The organism is Uliginosibacterium sp. TH139 (assembly GCF_002855595.1).
Classification (GTDB): Bacteria; Pseudomonadota; Gammaproteobacteria; order Burkholderiales; family Rhodocyclaceae; genus Uliginosibacterium; species Uliginosibacterium aquaticum.
The window spans coordinates 375026-394411 of sequence record NZ_PKRR01000001.1; the positions used below are offsets into that span (position 1 = coordinate 375026).

Genomic DNA, 19386 nt, shown 5'->3' on the forward strand with positions numbered 1-19386 from the left:
TGGGTCAACTTACGATTTCCTGGCAAGGTTTGCTGGACCGGTTCTGACCGGGAGACACAATGCGGCGGTTAGCAGCGCCAGACCCATATGGCATAGATAGACCGCATCGAAGTCGGCGCGGCGCAGAACTGCACTGCCCAGCAGCAAGACGGTGAGCGCGACGCCCATGACCGAGCCGATCTGGCGTATCGCCTGATTGACGGCACTGCCGACGGCGTAGTGCTGTGCAGGTAGGTGGCTGACGGCCGCGCCCGACAATGAGGGCAGCACCATGCCCACGCCCGTGCCGCTGAGCAGCGCGCCCGGCAGCCATTGCGTCAGGTAGGCGGGCTCGGTGCCCGGCACCAGCAAGAACCATAGTCCGCTCAGCGCGTAGATCAGGCAGCCGACGACCAGCAAGGGTCGGTGGCCGTAGCGCCCCGCCAATCGCCCCGACAGTGCCGCCACCGGCACGACGCACAGCGGCCCGGGAGCCATCGCAATGCCCGCCAGCGGCAGCGAGTAGTGCCAGATCGCATTCATGTAGAAGAAGAAGGCGAAGAACATCATCGAGAAGGCGATGCCGAAGCTCAGGCTCGCGAGGTTCACATAGCGGTAGGTGGCGTTGCGGAACAGGCTCAGATCCACCAGCGGCGCGCGGGCAAACCGCGCCCAGGCGATGAAGCCGGCGATGCTGGCGAGCCCGAGTCCGGCCACTTCCAGAAGTTCATGGCGCGACCAGTCGGGCGACTCGGCCTGCACGATGGACAGCGCCAAGGCGCCGATGCCGACGATCAGCAAGCCCATGCCCACCAGATCGAGTGGCCGTCCTTTGTTGGGCTGCTTCGCTTCGCTCAGCAGCGTGACGCCGCGCCAGATGGCGAACATGCCCAGCGGCAGGTTCAGGTAGAAGGCCCACGGCCAGCCGAGCGAGGCCACGACGAAGGCGCCCAGGCTGGGCCCGACTGCGGCGGCCAGACCACCCACCGCGCTCCACAGGCTGACCGCCACCGCACGCTTGTTGGCCGGGAAGGCCGCCAGCACCAGCGAGAGCGAAGCCGGCGTCAGTAATGCCGCGCCCAGGGCTTGCAACGCTCTGGCCGCGACCAGCCAGGCCACGTTCGGTGCCAGACCGCAGGCCACCGACGCCGCCAGGAACAGCGTCACGCCCAGCAGAAACACCTTCTTGCGCCCATGTCTGTCGGCCAGACCGCCGGAGGGGATCAGCATCGCGGCATACACCACCGTGTAGGCATTCAGCACCCACGAGAGATCGGCCGCCGTGGCCTGCGGAAAACCGGCCCGCAGCGCGCTGAAGGCGGCGAACAGCATGGTGCCGTCCATCGACACCAGGAACACCGCGATGCTGGCCACCCAGAACACCGGCCAGGGCGAGGCGGTGTCTGGCGAGGCCTGCTTCGCGGAGGCCGGCGGGGAGAGAACGATCTGCTTGTCGGGGGTGCTCATGGGGCGCTTCGAATGTTGGCGAGGACGGGATGCCTGCAGCGAGGACTCAGGCAAGCCCAAAGGTTTTCCGCAAGCCTTTCTCGACCGGGCCGGCGGGCATGAAGCGGCGCAGCTTGGCCAGCAGCGAGGCTTCGCCTTTCGGCGTATGACGCATCTTCCAGGGGCCCAGGGCGGCATCGACAATCGTCTTGGCGACGCCATCGGGCAGCGGCGCTTTCTGCACGTTGTTCTGGATGGCCTGAGACACGACGCCCAGCTCCTTGCCGTAGGCCGGAATTCTGGCGATGGTCTGCGGCGCGTTGAGATCCAGATTGGTCTTGGTGAAGGAAGGCTCGACCAGCGCCACGCGGATGCCGAACTGGCGCACCTCGTGATCCAGGGTCTCGGACAAGCCTTCCACCGCATGCTTGGAGGCGGAATACAGCGCCATATACGGCGCGGGCAAGAAGCCCAGCACCGAGCTGACGTTGACGATGCGCCCCGACCCCTGACCACGCATGTAGGGCAGCACGGCCTTGATGGTGCGCAGCAGGCCGAACAGATTGGTGTCGAACAAGGTCCGTGCTTCGTCGATCGAGGTTTCCTCGGTCGCGCCCAGCAGCGTCACGCCTGCGCTGTTGACCAGCACGTCGATGCGTTTGGCATGGCCGATGACGGTCTGGATGCCGCGCTCGATGGACGCTTCGTCGCGGATATCCATCTCGACCAGTACGACACCCGGAATAGCTTGCGCGCTGGCTTTATTGCGCACGGTGCCGAAGACCCGGCAACCTTGCTGGGCAAACTTGCTGGCGGCGGCGCGCCCGATGCCCGACGACACGCCGGTCACAACGACAACTTTTGAATTAGACATGGCAGATCCTTTTTATGCGGGTAAGTTGGGGTAAAGGAATCAGCCCTGCGAAGGCGCGGGCCTGATCTTGAACCAGATGGAATACATGGCCGGCAGGAACACCAGCGTCAGCACCGTGCCGGCGAGCGTGCCGCCGATCAGCGTGTAGGCCAGCGTTCCCCAGAACACCGAATGGGTCAGCGGGATGAAGGCCAGGATCGCGGCCAGCGCGGTCAGGATCACCGGCCGCGCGCGCTGCACGGTGGCCTCCACCAGTGCGCGGAAGGGATCGAGCCCGGCCTCTTCGTTCTCGCGGATCTGGCCGATCAGGATCAGCGTGTTGCGCATCAGGATGCCTGACAGCGCGATCAGGCCGACCAGCGCGTTGATGCCAAATGGTTGTTGAAACAGCAGCAGCGTCGGCACCACGCCGATCAGCCCCAGCGGGCTGGTCAGGAAGACCATGACCATGCCGGAGATCGAGCGCACCTGCAGGATGATGATCAGCAGAGTGGCCGCCAACATGATCGGGAAGATCGGCAGCATGGCGACCGTTGCCTTGCCGGCTTCCTCGATGGAGCCGGCCTCCACGATGCGGTAGCCGCTCGGCAGCTTGGCCATGATGGGCTGCAGCTGCTGGGTCATGGCGGTCGATACGTCGGGCGGCTGCAAGCCTTCGGCGATGTCGCCGCGCACTGTGATCGTCGGCGTGCGGTCGCGTCGCCGCAGGATCGGGTCTTCCATGCGCACCTCGACCTTGCCCACCTGAGACAGCGGGATGCGCTGCCCGGCCGAGCCGACCAGCGTGAAGCCGGCGATCTTGGCGGGGTCGAGACGGGTGTCGCCGGCCGAGCGACCGACCACCTGCACCGAGCGGATATCCTCGCGCACCTCGGTCAGCGGCGCGCCGCTGAGCAGGAACTGCAACTGCAAGGCTACTGAGCTGGAGCTCAGCCCCACGGCTTGGAGCCGGTCCTGGTCGAGGGTGAAATGCAGGGTCGGGACGCGCGGACCCCAGTCCGTGTTGACGGTGCGCATCATCGGGCTGGCGTGCATGACGGCCTCGACCTCGGCGGCGATCTCGCGCAGCTTGTCCGGGTCCGGCCCGGTAACGCGGTAGGCCACCGGGAAGGGTGAAGGCGGCCCGAACACGATCTGGGTCACGCGCACCCGCGCCTCCGGCGCCAGGCCCTCGGCGATCACCTCGCGCAGCCGGAACTTGAGGGCCTCACGTTCCTTGTCGTTGCCGGTGAGCACCACGATCTTGGCGAAGGACGGATCGGGCAGCTCGGGCGACATGGCCAGGAAGAAGCGCGGCGCGCCCTGGCCGATGTAGGCGGTGACGATCTTGGCTTCCGCCTGCTTGGCAAGCCAGGCCTCGACCTTCGCCGTCGCGGCGCTGGTCTGCTCGATAGAGCTGCCGTAAGGCATCTGCACCTCGACCAGCACTTCCGGCCGGTCGGAGGTGGGGAAGAACTGCTTCTTGACCACGGCCATGCCCAGCACCGCCGTCACGAACAGGCCGATCACTGTAGCGGCGACGATCCACTTGCGGGCGATGACGCGCCCCAGCAATTGACGGAAGCGGTTGTAGCGCGGCGTATCGTAAATGGCCGCGTGGCCGCCCTCGACCTTCTTGATGTCGGGCAGCATCTTCACGCCGAGGTAGGGCGTGAACACCACCGCCACCACCCACGAGGCGATCAGCGCGATGCCGACGATCCAGAACATGTTGCTGGTGTACTCACCGGCGGTAGAACGTGCGAAACCGTTGGGCATGAAGCCGACGGCCGTGACCAGCGTGCCGGACAGCATGGGTGCAGCGGTGTGGCTCCAGGCATAGGCCGAGGCCGCGATGCGGTTGTAGCCTTCCTCCATTTTCACCACCATCATCTCGATGGCGATGATGGCGTCATCCACCAGCAGGCCCAGCGCCAGGATCAGCGAGCCGAGAGTGATGCGGTCGAAGTTCTTGCCGGTGGCCGCCATGATCACGAACACCGCCGCCAGCGTCAGCGGCACGGCCGCCACCACCACGATGCCGACATGCCAGCCCATGCTGACGAAACACACCACCATCACCACCAGCAGGGCAACGAAGAACTTGACCATGAACTCGTCCACCGCCGAGCTGATGTTGACCGCCTGATCGGTCACCTTGGTCAGCGTCATGCCCAGCGGGAGTTCCGCATTGATCTTGGTGACTTCCGCTTCGAGCGCCTTGCCCAGGTCCAGCCCGTTCCAGTCGTCGCGCATCACCACGCCCAGCAAGAGCGCAGGCTCGCCGCCGTTGCGCACCATGAAAGTGGCGGGGTCTTCGTAACCACGTTCGACGCTGGCCACATCCGACAGTTTCAGCGTGCGCCCCTGCGCGACGATGGGCGTCTGGCGGATCTTCTCCAGCGTGTCGAAAGCACCGTCGACGCGCACGAAGACCTGCGGCCCCTTGGTCTCGATGGAGCCGGCGGGGGTCAGCAGGTTCTGGCTATTGAGCGCGGCGAAGATGTCCTGCGGCGCGACGCCCAGCGTCGCCAGACGGTCGTGCGAGAAGGACACGAAGATGCGTTCGGGCTGCTCACCGATGATGTTGACCTTCTTGACGCCGGCGACGTGCAGTAGTTGCTGACGCAGCGTTTCCGCATCGCGCACCAGCAGGCGCTGCGGCTCGCCCTTGGCCTTGAGGGCGAAGAGCGCGAAGGTCACGTCGGCGTATTCGTCGTTGACCATCGGGCCGATGACGCCGGCAGGCAGCTTCTTGGCCTCGTCGCTGATCTTCTTGCGCGCCTGGTAGAACTCCTCCTGCACCTCGGACGGCGGTGCGCTGTCGCGCAGGGACACCATGGTGAAGGCCAGGCCCGGGCGGGTGAAGGTCTCCGCGCGGTCGTACCAGCGCAGTTCCTGCATGCGCTTTTCCAGCGGCTCGGCGATCTGGTCCTGCATCTCCTGCGCGGTCGCGCCCGGCCAGGCGGTGACGATGGTCATCTGCTTGATCGTGAAGGGTGGATCTTCCGCGCGCCCCAGTTTGAAGAAAGCGAGAATGCCCGCGGCCGAGATCAGGAAGATCAGGAACAGGGTGATGGCGCGTTCGCGTACCGCGAGCGCCGACAGGTTGAAACGGCTCTCGCTCTCCGCGATCGCCGGGGGGTTGAAACGACCTTCGCTCACGGACGCGCTCCTTCTGTCGCCTTACCCGAGGCAAGACCCGCTACGCGGACCTGCTCACCCTCGCGCAGCAGATGCGCGCCGAGCGCGACGATGCGCTCGCCCTGCTTGAGCGGGCCCGAAACATAAGCGCCGGCGTCGTCGATGCGCTGAACCGCGACCGGCCGCCAGGACACCTTCGCCGGCTCGCCCTGGATCACCCACACCCCAGGGCCCTTGCCCGGGTCGAACAGGGCTGCGATGGGCACATGCAGACCGGCAGTCTGCTGACTGCCCTGTTTTGAAGACGACTCTTCCGGAATCTGGATCGCTACCGTGCTACCCAGCGGCGCGTTCGACAACTCGCCCTCCAGCACATAGCGCGCCTCGAAGGTGCGCGTGAGGCGATCCGCCGAACTGGAAAGCTGGCGCAGCCTGGCCGGAACGACCGTGCCTTCTTTGCCGAACAAGGTGGCTTGCGCCGCTGAGCCGATGGCCGGGCGCAGCGTTTCCGGCAACTGGATCACCGCTTCGCGGCGGCCGGCATGGGCCAGGCGCACCACGGCCTGCCCCGCGCTGACGACTTGGCCCGGTTCGGCCAGCGTCTCCATAACCACGCCGTCGCCATCGGCGACCAGCTCCGTATAGCGGCTGGCATTGCGGGCCACATCTGCCTGGGCCTCCGCCGCGCTGAGCTGCGCCTTGGCGGCATCGGCCGCAGCCTTGACCTGGTCATACGCGGATGCCGAGATGGCGCCGGTGCCGAGCAGATCGCGGTAGCGGGCCTCGTCTTCCGCCGTTTGCAGGGCGCGGGCCCGTGCGGCGGCCACCGCCTCTTGCTGGGCTTGCACCGCCAGTTTCAGATCGACCGGGTCGATGCGCATCAGCGGCTGGCCGCGCTTGACGCTTTGCCCGGCGTCCACCAAACGCTCCAGTACCTTGCCGGGAACGCGGAAGCCGAGCTCGCTCTGCACCCGGGCCGCTACGGTCCCGGTGAAGGAGCGTGAAGCCGCGCCCGCCTCGCGGGCGATGGCGGCGCGCACCAGAGGCTGCCCGGTGCGCGGATCGGCCGGAGCCTGTTCGCCGCAAGCGACCAGCGCCAGGGGCAAGGCGCAAATGAATAAAGGAGTGGCGAGCCGGAGCATGAAAGTCCCTTTGGCGAAGTGATCGGGACCTTCATCATCATTCTTGTGACCAAATTAGTCAATAGTCACTGCTGATTTTGCATTATTTCACGGAGACAGACTGCGCAGCACCAAGCTGGAAAGTTGGCCCGGCGCGTCCTCGGTGTAGTCCAGGCTGTGCTGCAGGATCAGCGGGTTCAGGAAGGGACGCATCACCAGATAGATCGCCATCACGGTTTCGTCCAGCGGCGTCTTGCGCTCGAAATCCCCGCTCTGCCGCCCCTCTTCCAGAATGCCTCGCAGCAAGGTCCGGATCTGCTCTTCGTAGGCGAGCGTGGACTGCCAGCGCTCGGTGGCGGCGGAGGTCGCGATCTCGTACAGCTTGCGGTCCTGGGAGAACAGCTGCAGGCTCAACTCGACGATGGCCTTGAACATGCGCCGCAGCTTCTCGGGCGGTCGGTCGGCCTGGTCGATGGCGGCCTTGATGTCGGTGCCGATCTGGCCCAGACAGTTGGCGCAGATCATTTCGCCAATCGCCTGCTTGGACTCGAAGAACTTGTAGATGTAGGCCTTCGAGAAGCCGATGGCCTTGGCGAGATCGGAAACGGTCGTCTTCTCGTAGCCGTAGCGGCTGAAGTGTTCGGTGGCCGCGAGCACGATCTGGTCGCGCACCTCGTGGTCGGCCGGGCCCCGCGCCGAGGCGGCATAGGTACTGGTTTTTTTCATGGGCGCCAGCTTACGCCAGCAGGAAAGACTAGACAACTAGTGACCAATTGGTATTATGGTCACTCGTCTGACGTTAGAAAGAAACCCATGTCGCCCAAACTCACACTCATCGCCTTGCTGGTCGCCGGCCTGTCGGCCGGCTGCGCCGTCGGTCCCGACTATGTCCGCCCCGACACGCCCTTGCCCGGCCGCTTCCAGGGGCAGGCGGCGGTGGATCAGAGGACGACGAAAGCCAGCGCCGAGCTCGCCACCTGGTGGGCGGGGTTCGGTGACCCGCAACTGACGCACTTCGTGACGCTCGCGCTGGCGCAGAACCTCGATCTCGCCCAGGCTTCGGCGCGCGTCACGCAAGCGCGCGCCGGGCTGGGCGCGGCCAATGCCGCGCTGCTGCCCTCCGGCACGGTGAGCGGCCAGGCGGCCCGCGCTTATCAATCAGTAGAAACGCCGCTGGGGCAGGTGCTGAACTCGACGCCCGGCTTCGACCGTTACGGCAATGCCTATGAAGCGAATCTGGGCGCGAGCTGGGAGCTGGACGCCTTCGGCGGTCTGCGCCGGGGGCGCGAAGCCGCATTGGCCGAGTACCGGGCCTCGGAAGCCGGCGCAGTCGCTACACGATTGGCCGTAGCAGCCCAGACCGCCGACATCTACATCAGCATCCGTGGCCTGCAAGCCCGTCTGGACGTCGCGCGTCGACAGGAACGCACGCAGCAAGAACTGCTCGCTACCATCAAGCTGCTCTACGGCAAGGGCCTGGCGCCCGAGCTTCAGGTACGCCAGGCCGAAGGCGCGCTGGCCCAGGTGCGGGCGTCGATCCCGGCGCTGGAAGCCGGTCTGGAGGTGGCCATGAACGCGCTGGATGTGATGCTGGGCACGGCGCCCGGCACGCATCGCGCCGAGCTGAACGACAGCGCCGACATTCCTGTCGCCCCGCAGATCGCCGCCACCGGCTCGCCGGGCGATCTGCTGCGCCGCCGGCCCGACCTGATCGTGGCCGAGCGCCGCCTGGCCGCCTCGAACGCGCGCATCGGCGTCGCCATCGCCGAGTACTACCCCAAGCTCTCGCTGAGCGGGCTGGTCGGCAGCGCGACAACGGTATCGAGCGGCAATCTGTTCACCACTGGCGCCAACCAGGCTTCCGGCATGTTGGGTCTGCGCTGGCGCCTGTTCGACTTCGGCCGCATCAACGCGCAGATCGAGCAGGCCAAGGGGCAGGAGGCCGAGATGCTGGCGGCTTATCGGCTGGCCGTGCTGCGGGCGGCGGAGGATGTGGAAAACGCCTTGTTGACCCTGGTCAAGCGCGAAGCGCAGACGGCCGAACTGACTCAGGGCGTGGATTCGCTCGGCCGCGCGCGCGGCGCCTCGTTTGCCGCCTACCAGAGGGGCGTCGTCAGCCTGATCGAAGTGCTGCTGGCCGACGAAAACCTGTTGCGCGTCACCGATGCGCGGGCGCAGGCGCAAACCGAATCGGCGCGCGCTGCGGTCGCGGCGTTCAGGGCGCTGGGTGGCGGCTGGCAGCCAAGCGGGTTAGACGCGGTGGCAAGCAAGTAGCAGATCGGAGGGAGAGCGCTGTCTGGTTATGATGTAGCAGCCATCGTTTGGGTTAAGTGAGGTGACCGGCAGCTATGGTCGGAAGCAGTCTTGTAGGTGCGCAATGCGCACCCTTCTACCTCCACTTCACCCCCACTTCACACAGCCCTCATTCGCGCCTCAAAGTGAAATTGCATCCTGCAGCGGTGTTTAACCTTGTGGGAGATTTTCATGCGCAGTTTCTTTTTCAAGATGCTGATGATCAGCGTGCTGGCGGTGGTGTTGTTCGTGGCGGGCACGATGGTGCGCGGCGTGGTGGCGGACCGGATGATGAACCGCGAGGTGGCGCGCCAGTCGATCAGCGAGGGGCTGGCGGAGCGGCAGACGCTCGCCGGGCCCTTGCTTCGTGTGAGCTACACCGAGTACTGGCAACGTCCGGTGACGGACAAGGAGGGCCGCGTGCTGCGGCAGGAGGCCTGCACCGCACGGCATGAGCTGCTGGTGTTGCCGGAGACGGTGCAACTGAGCGGGGGGCTGATCAGTGACCCGCGCCAGCGCGGCATCTTCCACATCAATGCTTATGTCTTGAGCGGGAAGCTGGCCGGCACGCTGAAGATGCCGGCACTCGCTGGGCTTTCACGGCAGGAGCCGGATTCTAGCGTGGTGATCGATTCGGTGGAGCTGCTGCTCTCGGTGACGGATCCGCGTGGCCTGCGCAAGCTGGAGCTGAAGGTGGATGGCCGGCCGCTGGCGCTGGAGCCCGGTACCGGCATGGAGCGGGCCGGCAGTGGCGCGCGCGCGCGGCTGCCGGATGCGCCGACGCTGGCCGGTAAGTTGCTGCCTTTCGAGATGGCCCTGGATCTGGCCGGCACGGATTCATTCAGCATGGTGCCGCTGGCGCGGGATACGAACGTGAGTCTCGATTCGCGCTGGCCGCATCCTTCGTTTGGCGGGCGCTTCCTGCCGGAGCGGCGTACTGTGACGGAAAAGGGTTTCGAAGCGCAATGGCATGTCAGCGCGTTGGCTTCGAATGCCCGCCAGAGCTGGCCGATGGGGCCGGAGGGGGCCGCTCGCCCGGTGGATACGCTGGTGGTGAGCATGATCGATCCGGTGGATGTCTATTCGATGTCCGACCGCGCCAGCAAGTATGCTGAGCTTTTCATCGCGATCACCCTGGGTGCCTTCCTGCTCTTCGAGTTGCTGCGCCGCCTGAGCCTGCATCCGATGAACTACCTGCTGATTGCGGCCGCGCTGCTGATCTTCTTCCTGATGCTGCTCTCGCTCTCCGAGCGTCTGGGTTTCGGGCTGGCCTATCTTTCGGCGGCAAGCGCCTGCGTGCTGCTGATCGGTTTCTACAGCGCGCATCTGCTGCGCAGCCTGTGGCTGGCGAGCGGCTTTACGCTGGGCTTGGGCGCTTTGTACGGGGCGCTGTACATGATCCTGCTCTCCGAGCAGAACGCGCTCCTGATGGGTAGCCTGCTGCTCTTCGCCTTGCTGGCTTGCGTGATGGTGGGCACCCGCAAGGTGGACTGGAACGCGCTGCTGGCGCCCAGCCCTGCGCCTGAGCTGATGGATTGAATTTCGGCGCGTTGAAAACCCGGTGTCCGCTTACGCGGCACCGGGTTTTTGCATTGTGCAACTTGCACCATTTGATCTGTCTGAGCGCCGCTCAGTCGGCAGAAACGGCCATTCATTCCACGAGGATGACTTTCAGCGGCGACTAGCGGCAAATGCCGCATCAATCGCTCTCGGATCAATGAAAATCCATGCAAATCAATTCAATAACTGCTCAAGCGCAGGGGGCTTTCGCCGGCGCTTGTGCCCGAATTTTCAAGCTTTGCGGCACGCGCAACGTGAGCTGCGCGTCGCACACAACAAAACAATTCATTCAGGGAGATTGAACATGCATATTTCATCCAGACTCAGTGTGCTGCTGGGGCTACTCATGTTGTGTGGCACGGCGGCCGCACAGCATCCGATGGTGGAGGCGCGCAAGGAGCTGTTTGCCGCCAGGCAGGCGGAAGCACGCCATGGCCAGATCAGGGAGGCGCGCATCCAGGGGCGCAGCGAGAAGCTCCGGTATCAGGTGATCGATGGCGCGGCCATGCTGGGTGGGGACATGATGCTGGGCGATGCGGAATTCGTTCGCCAGCACGGCATGCCGGATTTCCGCCATCTGCTCAATCACCGCTCGCGCGAGGCACTCAAGGCGCGTGAAGCCCAGATTGCCGCCAGCAATGTTTCGCTTGCCGCGCCCACCGGCTCGGCTTCGAATGGCGTGACCCGTGCAGTCAGCCGCTGGCCGAACAATGTTCTTTACTACGTCATCGATGCTTCGATGAATGCCAAGGGCCGTCAGGCCATCACGGATGGTCTGGCCATGATCAGCGGGCGCAGCGCAATCCGTTTCGTGCCCCGGACGGCGGAGAGCAACTATGTGAACTTCACCGCCGGCAGTGGCTGCTGGTCTTATGTGGGCATGATTGGCGGAAAGCAGGATATTTCGCTGGGTTCGGGCTGCGAGTATTCATTCGTTGTTGCCCACGAAGTCATGCACGCTTTGGGTTGGCAACATGAGCATCAGCGTTCGGACCGGGATCAGCACCTCACCATCAACGTCGCCAACATCAGCAGTGGCATGGAGTACAACTTCGACAAGTTGCCCGCCACCAGCGCCGATGCCTTCGGGGCCTATGATTTCGCCTCGATCATGCATTACGACGCCTATGCCTTCTCCAGCAACGGCCAACCCACCATGGTGCCGGTCTCCAGCAGCGTTGGCCTGAATTCCTTTGGCAATTCGACCAACCTGAGTACGGGCGACATCGCTGCGCTGAACCACTACTATCCGGGCAGCAGTTCTTCCAGCAGCTCTTCAAGCAGTGTCTCGTCGAGCGCCGCTTCGTCCCGCGCTGCGTCCTCTTCGTCACGCGCTTCATCTGCTGCTGCGGCATCCTCGGCAGCGAGCAGCCGTGCGTCGAGTGCGAGCAGCGCTTCGAGCGTGTCTTCCAGCCGTGCCAGCAGTTCGTCGCGTAGTGCTTCCAGCGCGTCGAGCACTGCCAGCCAGGCCTTCGTGATTACCCCGGCCAATTCTGCGCTGACCGTGAATCTGGGCCAGACCGGTGCCTTTGCCTTTACCCTGGCAGGCACGCCGGCTGAGCTCAGCGGCAGCATCCGCTATGCGGCCAGCATCAGCAATACGACGGTGGTGGGCATCAGTGGCCTGCGTCTCGCCAACGGCAGCAGCGCCAGCAACAAGTGGCTGACGGTGACGCCAGTGCGCCGCGGCACTTCGACCATCCGCCTCTACGCGACAGCGGCCAGTGGACGGATGAGTAGTTTTGCCGTGACGCTCACGGTGCGCTGAACGCCGTATGCGGCCGGGCGCTTGAGCCTGGCCGCGATTACGGCAACACTGCAGTTCCGGCTCTTGAATGAAGAATGGATTGAATGCACCCATGGTCAGCTTTCTGCGCAGGATCCTTCTCCCGGCGGTGTGCCTGAGCATGTCGGCCTGTCTCAATGCCGCGCCGGATGCTTTGCCCTGGCTGCAGGGCGAGGCTCGCATCGCGACGGCGCTGGAAGATTTCCCGGTCAGTGAGCTGGAGCTGAGCCTTTACCGCATCGGCCCGCCGGATCGGGCGGCTGAGCTCATCGAGCGCCGCAGCTTGCCGCTCCCAGCCCATGTCCGGGGCGCGGAAGCCCGTCTGCCTTTCAGTCTTGGCCAGGCTCGCCAGTACCAGGCCGGCGAGCGCTACTACTTCACGGCCTACATCCTTCTTCAGGGTCAGCGCAGCCATGCCGGCCGTTGTGGTGCAGAGGCCGCATCAACCTGCCCAGTTGGTGAGCCGGCCACGATGCAGGCGCTGCAGATCGAGTTCGACGCCTTGCCTGCTACCCGTTACGAAGCCGCGCCCCTGCCTTCACGCTGGCGCTGAGCGGCTCGACCGCCAAGACACCGGGTTCAGCGTTTGCGCCTGGGATCGAGCTCGCGCAGATAGGCCTCGGTGCGTTTGCGGCCTTCGGCATCCTGGCGCAGGAAGGCGCTGCGGCGGAAATCCGGATCGTTCCAGTACTGGCGTTGCAAGGCGTTGATGCGGGCGATCATCTGGCGGCCCCAGTCGGTTTGCGGAGCGACAAAGTAGGCCGGGATCAGGCGCGGCATGCCGGCGATAGGCAGCGTGACCAGCGGGTCCGCCGGGTTGGGGTAATGCTGGCGGTAGATGCGCAGTTCGCTGCCAAAGGCGATGGCCATGTCGAGCCGGCCCAGTTGCATCATGCGGATCAGGCCTTCGCCCACGTCGTCGGCTGCGGGGCGGCTGATGATGGCGGGGTGATTGCGCAGGGCGCCGAGTTGCTCGTCAATGGCCTGGCCGTAGGAGCGACCGCTGCTGATGCCGAGGGTCAGGCCACTGGCGCTCACGGCCTGACTCAGTTTCACCTCACCTGCGGCGTTGAGCCAGGGCTTGAGGCTGGCGCGCCGGCTGCTCGGCAGGATCAGCTGCGGCGCGGTGCTGGCGTAGAAGGGTTCGGCGAAGAGCATGTAGCTTTCGCGCTCGGCGTTGCGCTGCAAACCGCCGCAGATGAGTGGGTGGCCGGCCTTGATGTCGGCCTGGGCGCGGGCAATGTTGGAGTATTGCCACTTATGCTCGAACTCCGGCATCTTGCTCATCAGGAAAGCGGCATGCCCGTCCACGATGCCGCTGCCGGCTTCCGGGCCGCTGGCGATATACATCGGCGGCAGATCGAACTGGCACCAGCTCACGCTTTCGGCCGCAGCAAGGCGCAGGCTTACAAGGCTGAGAAAGAGGGCGTAGGAAATCCGGCGCATCAGAACTTACCGGCAGGACGGCCGCTTTCTTGAGCCGTCGCCCCGCCGCCGTCGTTGCTTCAGCGGGTCGGCTCAGCGCGCTGCCAGCTCGCTCAGGTAGACCTCCAGCCAGGTGTAGCCGCTGGCGTGCGGGGCGGCACTGTCCTTCGGGTTCTGTGGGTCAAGGCCATGAGCGTTTTCCCATTCATCCGGCAGGCCGTCTTCGTCACTGTCCAGCGGGGCCGGGCCACCCGCCAAGGCCGGCCAGCCACCGACATCTTCCTGATCATTGATGAGGCGTCCGGTGCCGCTGCGTACCTGTTGTATGACACGCTGGTCCACACCATCGCGGGCGAGGCTGGCGCCGGCCTTGGAAAGGACCAGGGCATAGGCCTCGGAGGCGCTCTGGGTGGTGAGCGGCGGCGCGGCGAAGGCGTCCTTGCTGAGGGTGTGGCGGTTGACGGCTTCGCCGGTGGACAAGCCGAAGAAGCGCCCGCCTTCGGGGTCGGAGAGTTCGGGGTGGCCTTCGAAGAGGTTGTCGGTGACGTGGAAACGGGTCTTCGGGCCGACGCCGTCGGTAAAGGTCACGGCCTGCAGCAGCTTGGTGTCCGGCCCCGGCTTGAGGTAGTTGGCCACGTAGTTGACGCGGATGTCGCCATCGACCATCCCGCTGGCGTAGTCACCCCAGTCGTAGATCACGTTGTTGCGGAAGTCGAAGGTCGGGGTGGGATTGAACATTCCGCCGTAGTTGTCGCCGAAGCGCGGGTTGCGGCCACGGTGATGGGCCCACAGATTGTGGTGCAGGCTCACTCCGCCAGTAGCGCGCAGCAGGCTGCCGTAGCCGTGGGCGCCTTTCTTGTGGTGACTGTAATTGAGGCTCTCGCTGATGATGCTCCACTGGATCGTGATGTCGCGGATCGGGCCGGAGGGCGAGAGGGTTTCGTCGATCGACCAGCTTGCCGACAGGTGATCGAGGATGATGTCGTGGCCGTCAGTGATCGATACCGCGTCATGTTCACCGCGCGCGGTGGAGCCCATGCGCACCCGCAGGTAGCGCACGATGATGTTGCTGCCGCTGATGATCAGCGGTGCGCCGCGCAGGGTGATGCCGTCGCCCGGGGCTGTCTGGCCGGCGATGGTGACGTTGCTGCCATCAATCTTGAGCGGCGACTCCAGCTGGATCTCGCCCCCCACCTTGAACACGATGGTGCGCGCGCCCCAGCCGAGCAGCGCCCAGCGCAGGCTGCCGCTGCCCGAATCCTTGAGGTTGGTGACGTAGATCACCTTGCCGCCGCGCCCGCCCGAGGCGTTGGCGCCAAAGCCTTCGGCGCCGGGAAAGGCCGGCAGGGCCTGGGCGGCAGGGATCAGGATGGCGGCGAGAAGTACGGTAACAATCGGCTTGAGCAACATGATGTAACCGGGAACAGGATGGGATGCGCCATTGGAACAGGAATGACAGGGCGAGGCGAGGGCGTTTTCCCGCGAGTTTGTCTGACATCAGGCAGCACCCGTCAGGCTGCTTTGCGCTAAGGTCTGGACTTTCGTTTTTTTGGGTGGCGCGGGCATGTCGCGGCTGATTCGTCCTGAAGTCTGGAAGCTCGCCGCCCCGGTGCTGGTCGAGCAGCTGTTCGTGAATCTGCTGGGCAGCCTCGGCGCAATCATGGCGGCGCGCCTGGGCAGTGAGCCGGTGTCGTCGATCGGTAACGTTGAAGCCTTCACGCTGGTGGTCAGCTCCTTGTTCTCGGCGCTGGCCATCGGGGCGACGGTGGTTGTGGCGCAGTGCATCGGTGGTGGGCAGCGCGAGCGGGCTGCGGGCGCTGCCCAGCAGGCGCTGGCCTCGGGCCTGCTGATGGCACTGCTGGTCGCAGCGGCGGCCGGGCTGTGGGCGCGCGAGCTGCTGGCCTTGCTGTATCCGGGGGCGAGCAGCGTGATGGTGGAGCACATGCACCAATACCTGCTGTGCGCCGCGGCTACCTATCCGCTGACTGCACTGACCCTGCTGGCCTGTGGCGTGCTGCGCGGCGCGGGCGATACGCGTCTGGTGATGCAGGTCAATTCGCTGGTCACCCTGCTCAATGTGTTGCTCGGTTATGCGCTGATCTATGGTTTCGAGCTGCACACCGGCTGGTTCACGCTTGGTGTGCCACGCCTCGAAGTGCTCGGGGCGGGGCTTGCCCAGTGGTTGGCGCGCCTGGGCGGAGTGATCTTCCTGATCTGGGCCTGGCGTCGCAGCGGGCCGCTGTTTCCGCAGCAGGGCTGGCTCAGCTTCCGCTTCGATACGCGTCTGCTCCGCTCGCTGTATTCCATCGGGATTCCGGCGAGCGTCGAGTCGCTGGCCTTCAACGGCGGCAAGCTGCTGGTGCAGGTGGTGGTGATGAGCCTTGGGCCGGTGGCCGTGGCGGCCAACTACATCGCGTTCTCGATCGCCGGGATCATGAATATCCCCGGCAATTCCCTGTCGGTGGCCAGCACCACCCTGGTCGGGCAGGCTGTTGGCCGCGGCGACGAGGATGCGGCTGCCGCCAGCATGCGCTACATGCTGCGCCTGGGTTGGTGCGTGACGGCCGCCATCGCGCTGGTTTTCAGCCCGCTGGTGCCGACGGTGGTCAGTCTCTACGCCACCGAAGCGGCCGTGCAGCACCAGACCAGTGTGCTGGTGTGGCTCAACTGCGCCTTCCTGATCGCCTTTCCGACCACCTTCATCCTGCCCAACGGCCTGCGCGGTGCGGGTGACGCGCGCTTCGCGATGATCACCACCATCATCGGCATGCTGCTGTTCCGCATCCTGCTGGGCTATGTGTTCGGCCTGCTGCTGGGGTGGGGCATCGTCGGGGTGTGGCTGGGCATGTTCACCGACTGGCTGCTGCGCAGCGCGCTATACCTATGGCGTCTTGGTAGCGGGCGCTGGCGCGGGCGGCGTCTGGCGGCCTGAGTGCGGGGCGACGAAGGGAGATCAGCCGGGCTTCAAGCTTGCTTACCTGCATCTGTGTCAACAGGCTGAACGGTCGTTGCCGGAAGGCCTGATGGCGCTACCCTTACGGGTGAAAGCTGCGGTTGCCTGAAGGCTGCTGCACACACTGAATGAGGCGGACCTAAGCCTGCCCGCCCCGAATGGAGAGATGCGTGGAAAAGCAGTGGTTTCTGGAGTCGATCGCCGCGGATGGCTCGCACATCACGTATACCGTGAATGCGCTGCCCTTCCGTGTTGGCCGCGACTCCGAGAACGAGCTGGTGGTGACCACCCTGGGCCTGTCGCGCCATCACGCCATGCTGACCCGCGATATCAGCGGTCTGTTGCGCCTCACGGATCTGAACAGCACCAATGGCAGCTTCGTGAACCGTGAACGGGTGGAAGGCTCTCGCCTGCTTAAGGAGCATGACATCATCCACTTCGGCACGGCCGAATTCCGCCTGCGTCAGCGCGAGCTCGAATCGGAGCAGGCTCAGGTCATCACCGCCAATGACATGCGGACCATGCTGGTGCCCAATGGCATGCTGCTGTCCGAGTACTTCGTGCCGAACGAGGCCGAGTTCATGGAGCTGCTCGATGGTCACGGTCTCTCCGGCGCCGCCCAGCCCATCGTCAGTGCGATCGACAACTCGATCTTCGCCTACGAACTACTCGGGCGTGCCAATCATCCCCTGCTGCCGCCCTCGCCGATCCGCCTGTTCGAACTGGCCAGTTCGCTTGATCGTGAAGTGGAGCTGTCGCGGGCTTTCCGCCGCTTCGGCATTGCCAGCATCGCACCGCGCCTGCTGGGTTTTCCCCTGTTTGCCAACACCCATCCCAAGGAAACCTTCAGCGCGGAGTTTTTCGCCTCGCTGATCGAGTTGCGCCAGAGCATGCCCGAGCTGGATCTGGTGGTGGAGATCCATGAAACCGCGGTGACGGATCTCAATCGCCTGCGCGAGCTGACGGCTCAGTTCAAGGATATCGGCGTGCGTTTTGCGTATGACGATTTCGGGGCCGGTCAGGCCCGCCTCAACGAATTGGGTGATGCGCCGGCGCACTTCGTGAAGTTCGACATGGGCCTGGTACACGACATCCATCTCGCCAGCCCGCGCAAGCGCCGCGTGGTCAGTGATCTCGTCAAGCTGGTGCTGGATCTGGGTTCGGTGCCGCTGGCTGAAGGCATCGAAATGCAGGCCGAGGCCGAGATCTGCCGCGAAATGGGCTTCCAGCTGATCCAGGGCTTTCTCACCGGCAAGCCGATTCCGGCCGAACAGTTCTGAGTGTGAAAACGCCGCGCGGCCGGCACGGCGTGTCTCCAGGCCTGTGGCCTCAGTAGCTTGGCCAGCCACCCGAGAATTTCAGATCGCTGATCAGCAGCTTCGGCGCGTCATTGGCCGTCGTGGCATCGTAGGCGTGCCGGGCGATGATGCTGTAGCCATTCTCGCGGTAGGTATCCTGACCGCCGGTTCCGACCCAGCGCGAGTTGTCCGCGTCGAGCACGCTTGAGTAGCCATCTGTGATTTTCTTGCCGGACAAGTCGCCCATCAGGCGTGGCGTGCCGGCCACAGTCGGGTGATCAGCGCAGCGACGCCACAGATCAGGCCGACGAGCGCAACCCCGCGCCAGCCGGCGTGTGCCAGTGCCAGGCTGCCGATGGCCGAACCGGCTGACATGCCCACGAACATGCCGCCGATCAGCACCGCGTTGAGGCGGCTGCGGGCTGCCGGCTCCAGCCCGTAGATGATGCTCTGGTGCGCGATCAGCGCGGCCTGGACGCCCAGATCGAAGAGCAGGGTGCCGGCGATCAGCAGTCCAAGGTTATGCGGGGCGGTGGCAAAGGCGGCAAAGCTTGCGATGACCAGCACGGCGCCCGCGCGGGTGACCGGCTCGGGTCCGCGGCGGTCGGCAAAATGCCCGGCCAGGGGGGCCGCCAGGGCACCCACGGCACCCGCCAGGCCGAAGGCGCCGGCGATGGCGCTGCCGAATCCGAAGGGTGGCTGTAACAGCATCACGGCCAGCGTTGACCAGAAGGCGCTGAAGGCGGCGGACAGGCACAGCTGGGCCAGTGCCGCGCGGCGCAGCGCGGGATGGCGCTGCCAGAGCGTCACCAGCGAACCGAGCAGGCGCAGATAGGGTTCGCGGGTGGTGGGCGCGAAGGCCGGCAGGCGGCGCTGCATGATTACGGCAAGGCCCAGCACCGTGAGGGCCGCGGCAATGAACATGCTGCGCCAGCCAAAGGCCGCAGCGACCGTGCCGGAGACCACGCGCGAGAGCAGGATGCCCAGCAGCAGGCCCATCATCACATGGCCGACGATCTTGCCGCGCTTCGCTTCGGGGGCCAGCGTGGCCGCGGCGGGTACGCAGTCCTGTGCCACCGAAGCCGCGATCCCGATGGCCAGACTGGCGGCGCAGAGCTGGAGCAGGGACTGGGTCATGGCCATGGCGAACAGGCCGGCGGCCAGGACCACCAGTTTCACCAGGATCACCCGGCGGCGGTCATAACGGTCACCCAGTGGTGCCAGCAGCAGGATGCCGATCGTGTAGCCGATCTGGGTCAGGGTCGGGATGCGGCCGATAGCGGCGGGCGAGGCGCCCAGCTCGCTGGCCAGCAGGCCAAGGATGGGCTGGTTGTAATACAGGGCGGCGCAGGTCAGGCCCGCCGCACAGGCGAGCAGCACGACCAGCATGTTGTCGAGTCCGCGCGGGAGAACCAGGCCATCGGCGGTGGTGGAGGAAGCAGGGGGGGTCATGATGCGTTTGGGGTGGGGAAGGGGTGGGCAGAGTGTGTCGTGTAGCCGTAAAGCACGGAAGACGTATGTTGTGCAGA

The 19386-nt window shown here is 65.3% G+C and carries 15 protein-coding genes; 6 read left to right on the plus strand and 9 right to left on the minus strand.

From position 1 onward, the window contains the following. Window positions 1–9 precede the first annotated feature (9 nt). The 5 genes from C0V76_RS01790 to C0V76_RS01810 form a co-directional block, all read right to left on the minus strand. Window positions 10–1446 carry a DHA2 family efflux MFS transporter permease subunit gene (locus C0V76_RS01790; RefSeq protein ID WP_101940638.1) on the minus strand — a complete coding sequence of 479 codons (1437 nt, stop codon included), beginning with the start codon at window positions 1444–1446 and terminating at the stop codon, window positions 10–12. A gap of 46 nt (window positions 1447–1492) precedes the next feature. Further along, a complete protein-coding gene (locus tag C0V76_RS01795; protein ID WP_101940639.1) occupies window positions 1493–2299 on the minus strand; it encodes an oxidoreductase in 807 nt (268 codons plus the stop codon). Window positions 2300–2338: 39 nt separating this feature from the next. Beyond that, window positions 2339–5443 (minus strand): efflux RND transporter permease subunit, encoded by a 3105-nt coding sequence (locus C0V76_RS01800; RefSeq protein ID WP_254048171.1) that lies wholly within the window; start codon window positions 5441–5443, stop codon window positions 2339–2341. Next, on the minus strand, window positions 5440–6564 hold the full coding sequence (locus tag C0V76_RS01805) for an efflux RND transporter periplasmic adaptor subunit (protein ID WP_101940640.1): 1125 nt from the start codon (window positions 6562–6564) through the stop codon (window positions 5440–5442). The genes C0V76_RS01800 and C0V76_RS01805 overlap by 4 nt, the downstream gene beginning before the upstream one ends. 87 nt (window positions 6565–6651) lie before the next feature. Beyond that, complete coding sequence (locus tag C0V76_RS01810) at window positions 6652–7269, minus strand: TetR/AcrR family transcriptional regulator (protein WP_101940641.1); 618 nt, start codon at window positions 7267–7269, stop codon at window positions 6652–6654. A 39-nt stretch (window positions 7270–7308) separates the two neighbouring features. On the opposite strand from C0V76_RS01810, the gene C0V76_RS01815 reads away from it, so the two are divergent. The 4 genes from C0V76_RS01815 (at window position 7309) to C0V76_RS01830 (ending at window position 12734) form a co-directional block, all read left to right on the plus strand. After that, window positions 7309–8817: an efflux transporter outer membrane subunit gene (locus C0V76_RS01815; RefSeq protein WP_254048172.1), complete on the plus strand. Its 1509-nt coding sequence runs from the start codon at window positions 7309–7311 to the stop codon at window positions 8815–8817. Window positions 8818–9027: 210 nt separating this feature from the next. Next, window positions 9028–10374 (plus strand): cell envelope integrity protein CreD, encoded by a 1347-nt coding sequence (gene creD / locus C0V76_RS01820; protein ID WP_101940643.1) that lies wholly within the window; start codon window positions 9028–9030, stop codon window positions 10372–10374. Between the two features lie 325 nt (window positions 10375–10699). Continuing rightward, window positions 10700–12163: a M12 family metallopeptidase gene (locus tag C0V76_RS01825; RefSeq protein WP_158239108.1), complete on the plus strand. Its 1464-nt coding sequence runs from the start codon at window positions 10700–10702 to the stop codon at window positions 12161–12163. Between the two features lie 139 nt (window positions 12164–12302). Then, on the plus strand, window positions 12303–12734 hold the full coding sequence (locus C0V76_RS01830; protein WP_143707324.1) for a hypothetical protein: 432 nt from the start codon (window positions 12303–12305) through the stop codon (window positions 12732–12734). Window positions 12735–12760: 26 nt separating this feature from the next. Here the strand turns inward: C0V76_RS01830 and C0V76_RS01835 are convergent, their stop codons facing one another. Next, window positions 12761–13627: a TIGR02285 family protein gene (locus C0V76_RS01835; protein WP_101940646.1), complete on the minus strand. Its 867-nt coding sequence runs from the start codon at window positions 13625–13627 to the stop codon at window positions 12761–12763. Window positions 13628–13699: 72 nt separating this feature from the next. Beyond that, complete coding sequence (locus C0V76_RS01840) at window positions 13700–15016, minus strand: pectate lyase (RefSeq protein WP_101940647.1); 1317 nt, start codon at window positions 15014–15016, stop codon at window positions 13700–13702. A 154-nt stretch (window positions 15017–15170) separates the two neighbouring features. Here C0V76_RS01840 and C0V76_RS01845 point away from each other — a divergent pair, with 154 nt between their 5' ends. Together C0V76_RS01845 and C0V76_RS01850 are read left to right on the plus strand one after the other, a co-directional pair. Continuing rightward, complete coding sequence (locus tag C0V76_RS01845) at window positions 15171–16538, plus strand: MATE family efflux transporter (protein WP_101940648.1); 1368 nt, start codon at window positions 15171–15173, stop codon at window positions 16536–16538. Between the two features lie 191 nt (window positions 16539–16729). Beyond that, on the plus strand, window positions 16730–17839 hold the full coding sequence (locus tag C0V76_RS01850) for an EAL domain-containing protein (RefSeq protein ID WP_101940649.1): 1110 nt from the start codon (window positions 16730–16732) through the stop codon (window positions 17837–17839). Between the two features lie 49 nt (window positions 17840–17888). Here C0V76_RS01850 and C0V76_RS01855 read toward each other — a convergent pair whose 3' ends face one another. Together C0V76_RS01855 and C0V76_RS01860 are read right to left on the minus strand one after the other, a co-directional pair. Next, window positions 17889–18104 carry a hypothetical protein gene (locus C0V76_RS01855; protein WP_143707325.1) on the minus strand — a complete coding sequence of 72 codons (216 nt, stop codon included), beginning with the start codon at window positions 18102–18104 and terminating at the stop codon, window positions 17889–17891. Beyond that, the gene (locus C0V76_RS01860) at window positions 18104–19309 is read right to left on the minus strand and encodes an MFS transporter (protein ID WP_101940651.1); all 1206 of its coding nucleotides are present in this window, start codon (window positions 19307–19309) and stop codon (window positions 18104–18106) included. The genes C0V76_RS01855 and C0V76_RS01860 overlap by 1 nt, the downstream gene beginning before the upstream one ends. Between the last annotated feature and the right edge of the window lie 77 nt (window positions 19310–19386).

Excerpts from the sequence above, each read along its gene's own strand:
- C0V76_RS01840 (WP_101940647.1), bottom strand. The coding sequence starts at position 15,016 with ATGTTGCTCAAGCCGATTGTTACCGTACTTCTCGCCGCCATCCTGATC.
- C0V76_RS01845 (WP_101940648.1), top strand. The coding sequence starts at position 15,171 with ATGTCGCGGCTGATTCGTCCTGAAGTCTGGAAGCTCGCCGCCCCGGTG.
- C0V76_RS01790 (WP_101940638.1), bottom strand. The coding sequence starts at position 1,446 with ATGAGCACCCCCGACAAGCAGATCGTTCTCTCCCCGCCGGCCTCCGCG.
- C0V76_RS01830 (WP_143707324.1), top strand. The coding sequence starts at position 12,303 with ATGTCGGCCTGTCTCAATGCCGCGCCGGATGCTTTGCCCTGGCTGCAG.
- C0V76_RS01825 (WP_158239108.1), top strand. The coding sequence starts at position 10,700 with ATGCATATTTCATCCAGACTCAGTGTGCTGCTGGGGCTACTCATGTTG.
- C0V76_RS01805 (WP_101940640.1), bottom strand. The coding sequence starts at position 6,564 with ATGCTCCGGCTCGCCACTCCTTTATTCATTTGCGCCTTGCCCCTGGCG.
- C0V76_RS01835 (WP_101940646.1), bottom strand. The coding sequence starts at position 13,627 with ATGCGCCGGATTTCCTACGCCCTCTTTCTCAGCCTTGTAAGCCTGCGC.
- C0V76_RS01810 (WP_101940641.1), bottom strand. The coding sequence starts at position 7,269 with ATGAAAAAAACCAGTACCTATGCCGCCTCGGCGCGGGGCCCGGCCGAC.
- C0V76_RS01860 (WP_101940651.1), bottom strand. The coding sequence starts at position 19,309 with ATGACCCCCCCTGCTTCCTCCACCACCGCCGATGGCCTGGTTCTCCCG.
- creD (WP_101940643.1), top strand. The coding sequence starts at position 9,028 with ATGCGCAGTTTCTTTTTCAAGATGCTGATGATCAGCGTGCTGGCGGTG.
- C0V76_RS01855 (WP_143707325.1), bottom strand. The coding sequence starts at position 18,104 with ATGGGCGACTTGTCCGGCAAGAAAATCACAGATGGCTACTCAAGCGTG.
- C0V76_RS01795 (WP_101940639.1), bottom strand. The coding sequence starts at position 2,299 with ATGTCTAATTCAAAAGTTGTCGTTGTGACCGGCGTGTCGTCGGGCATC.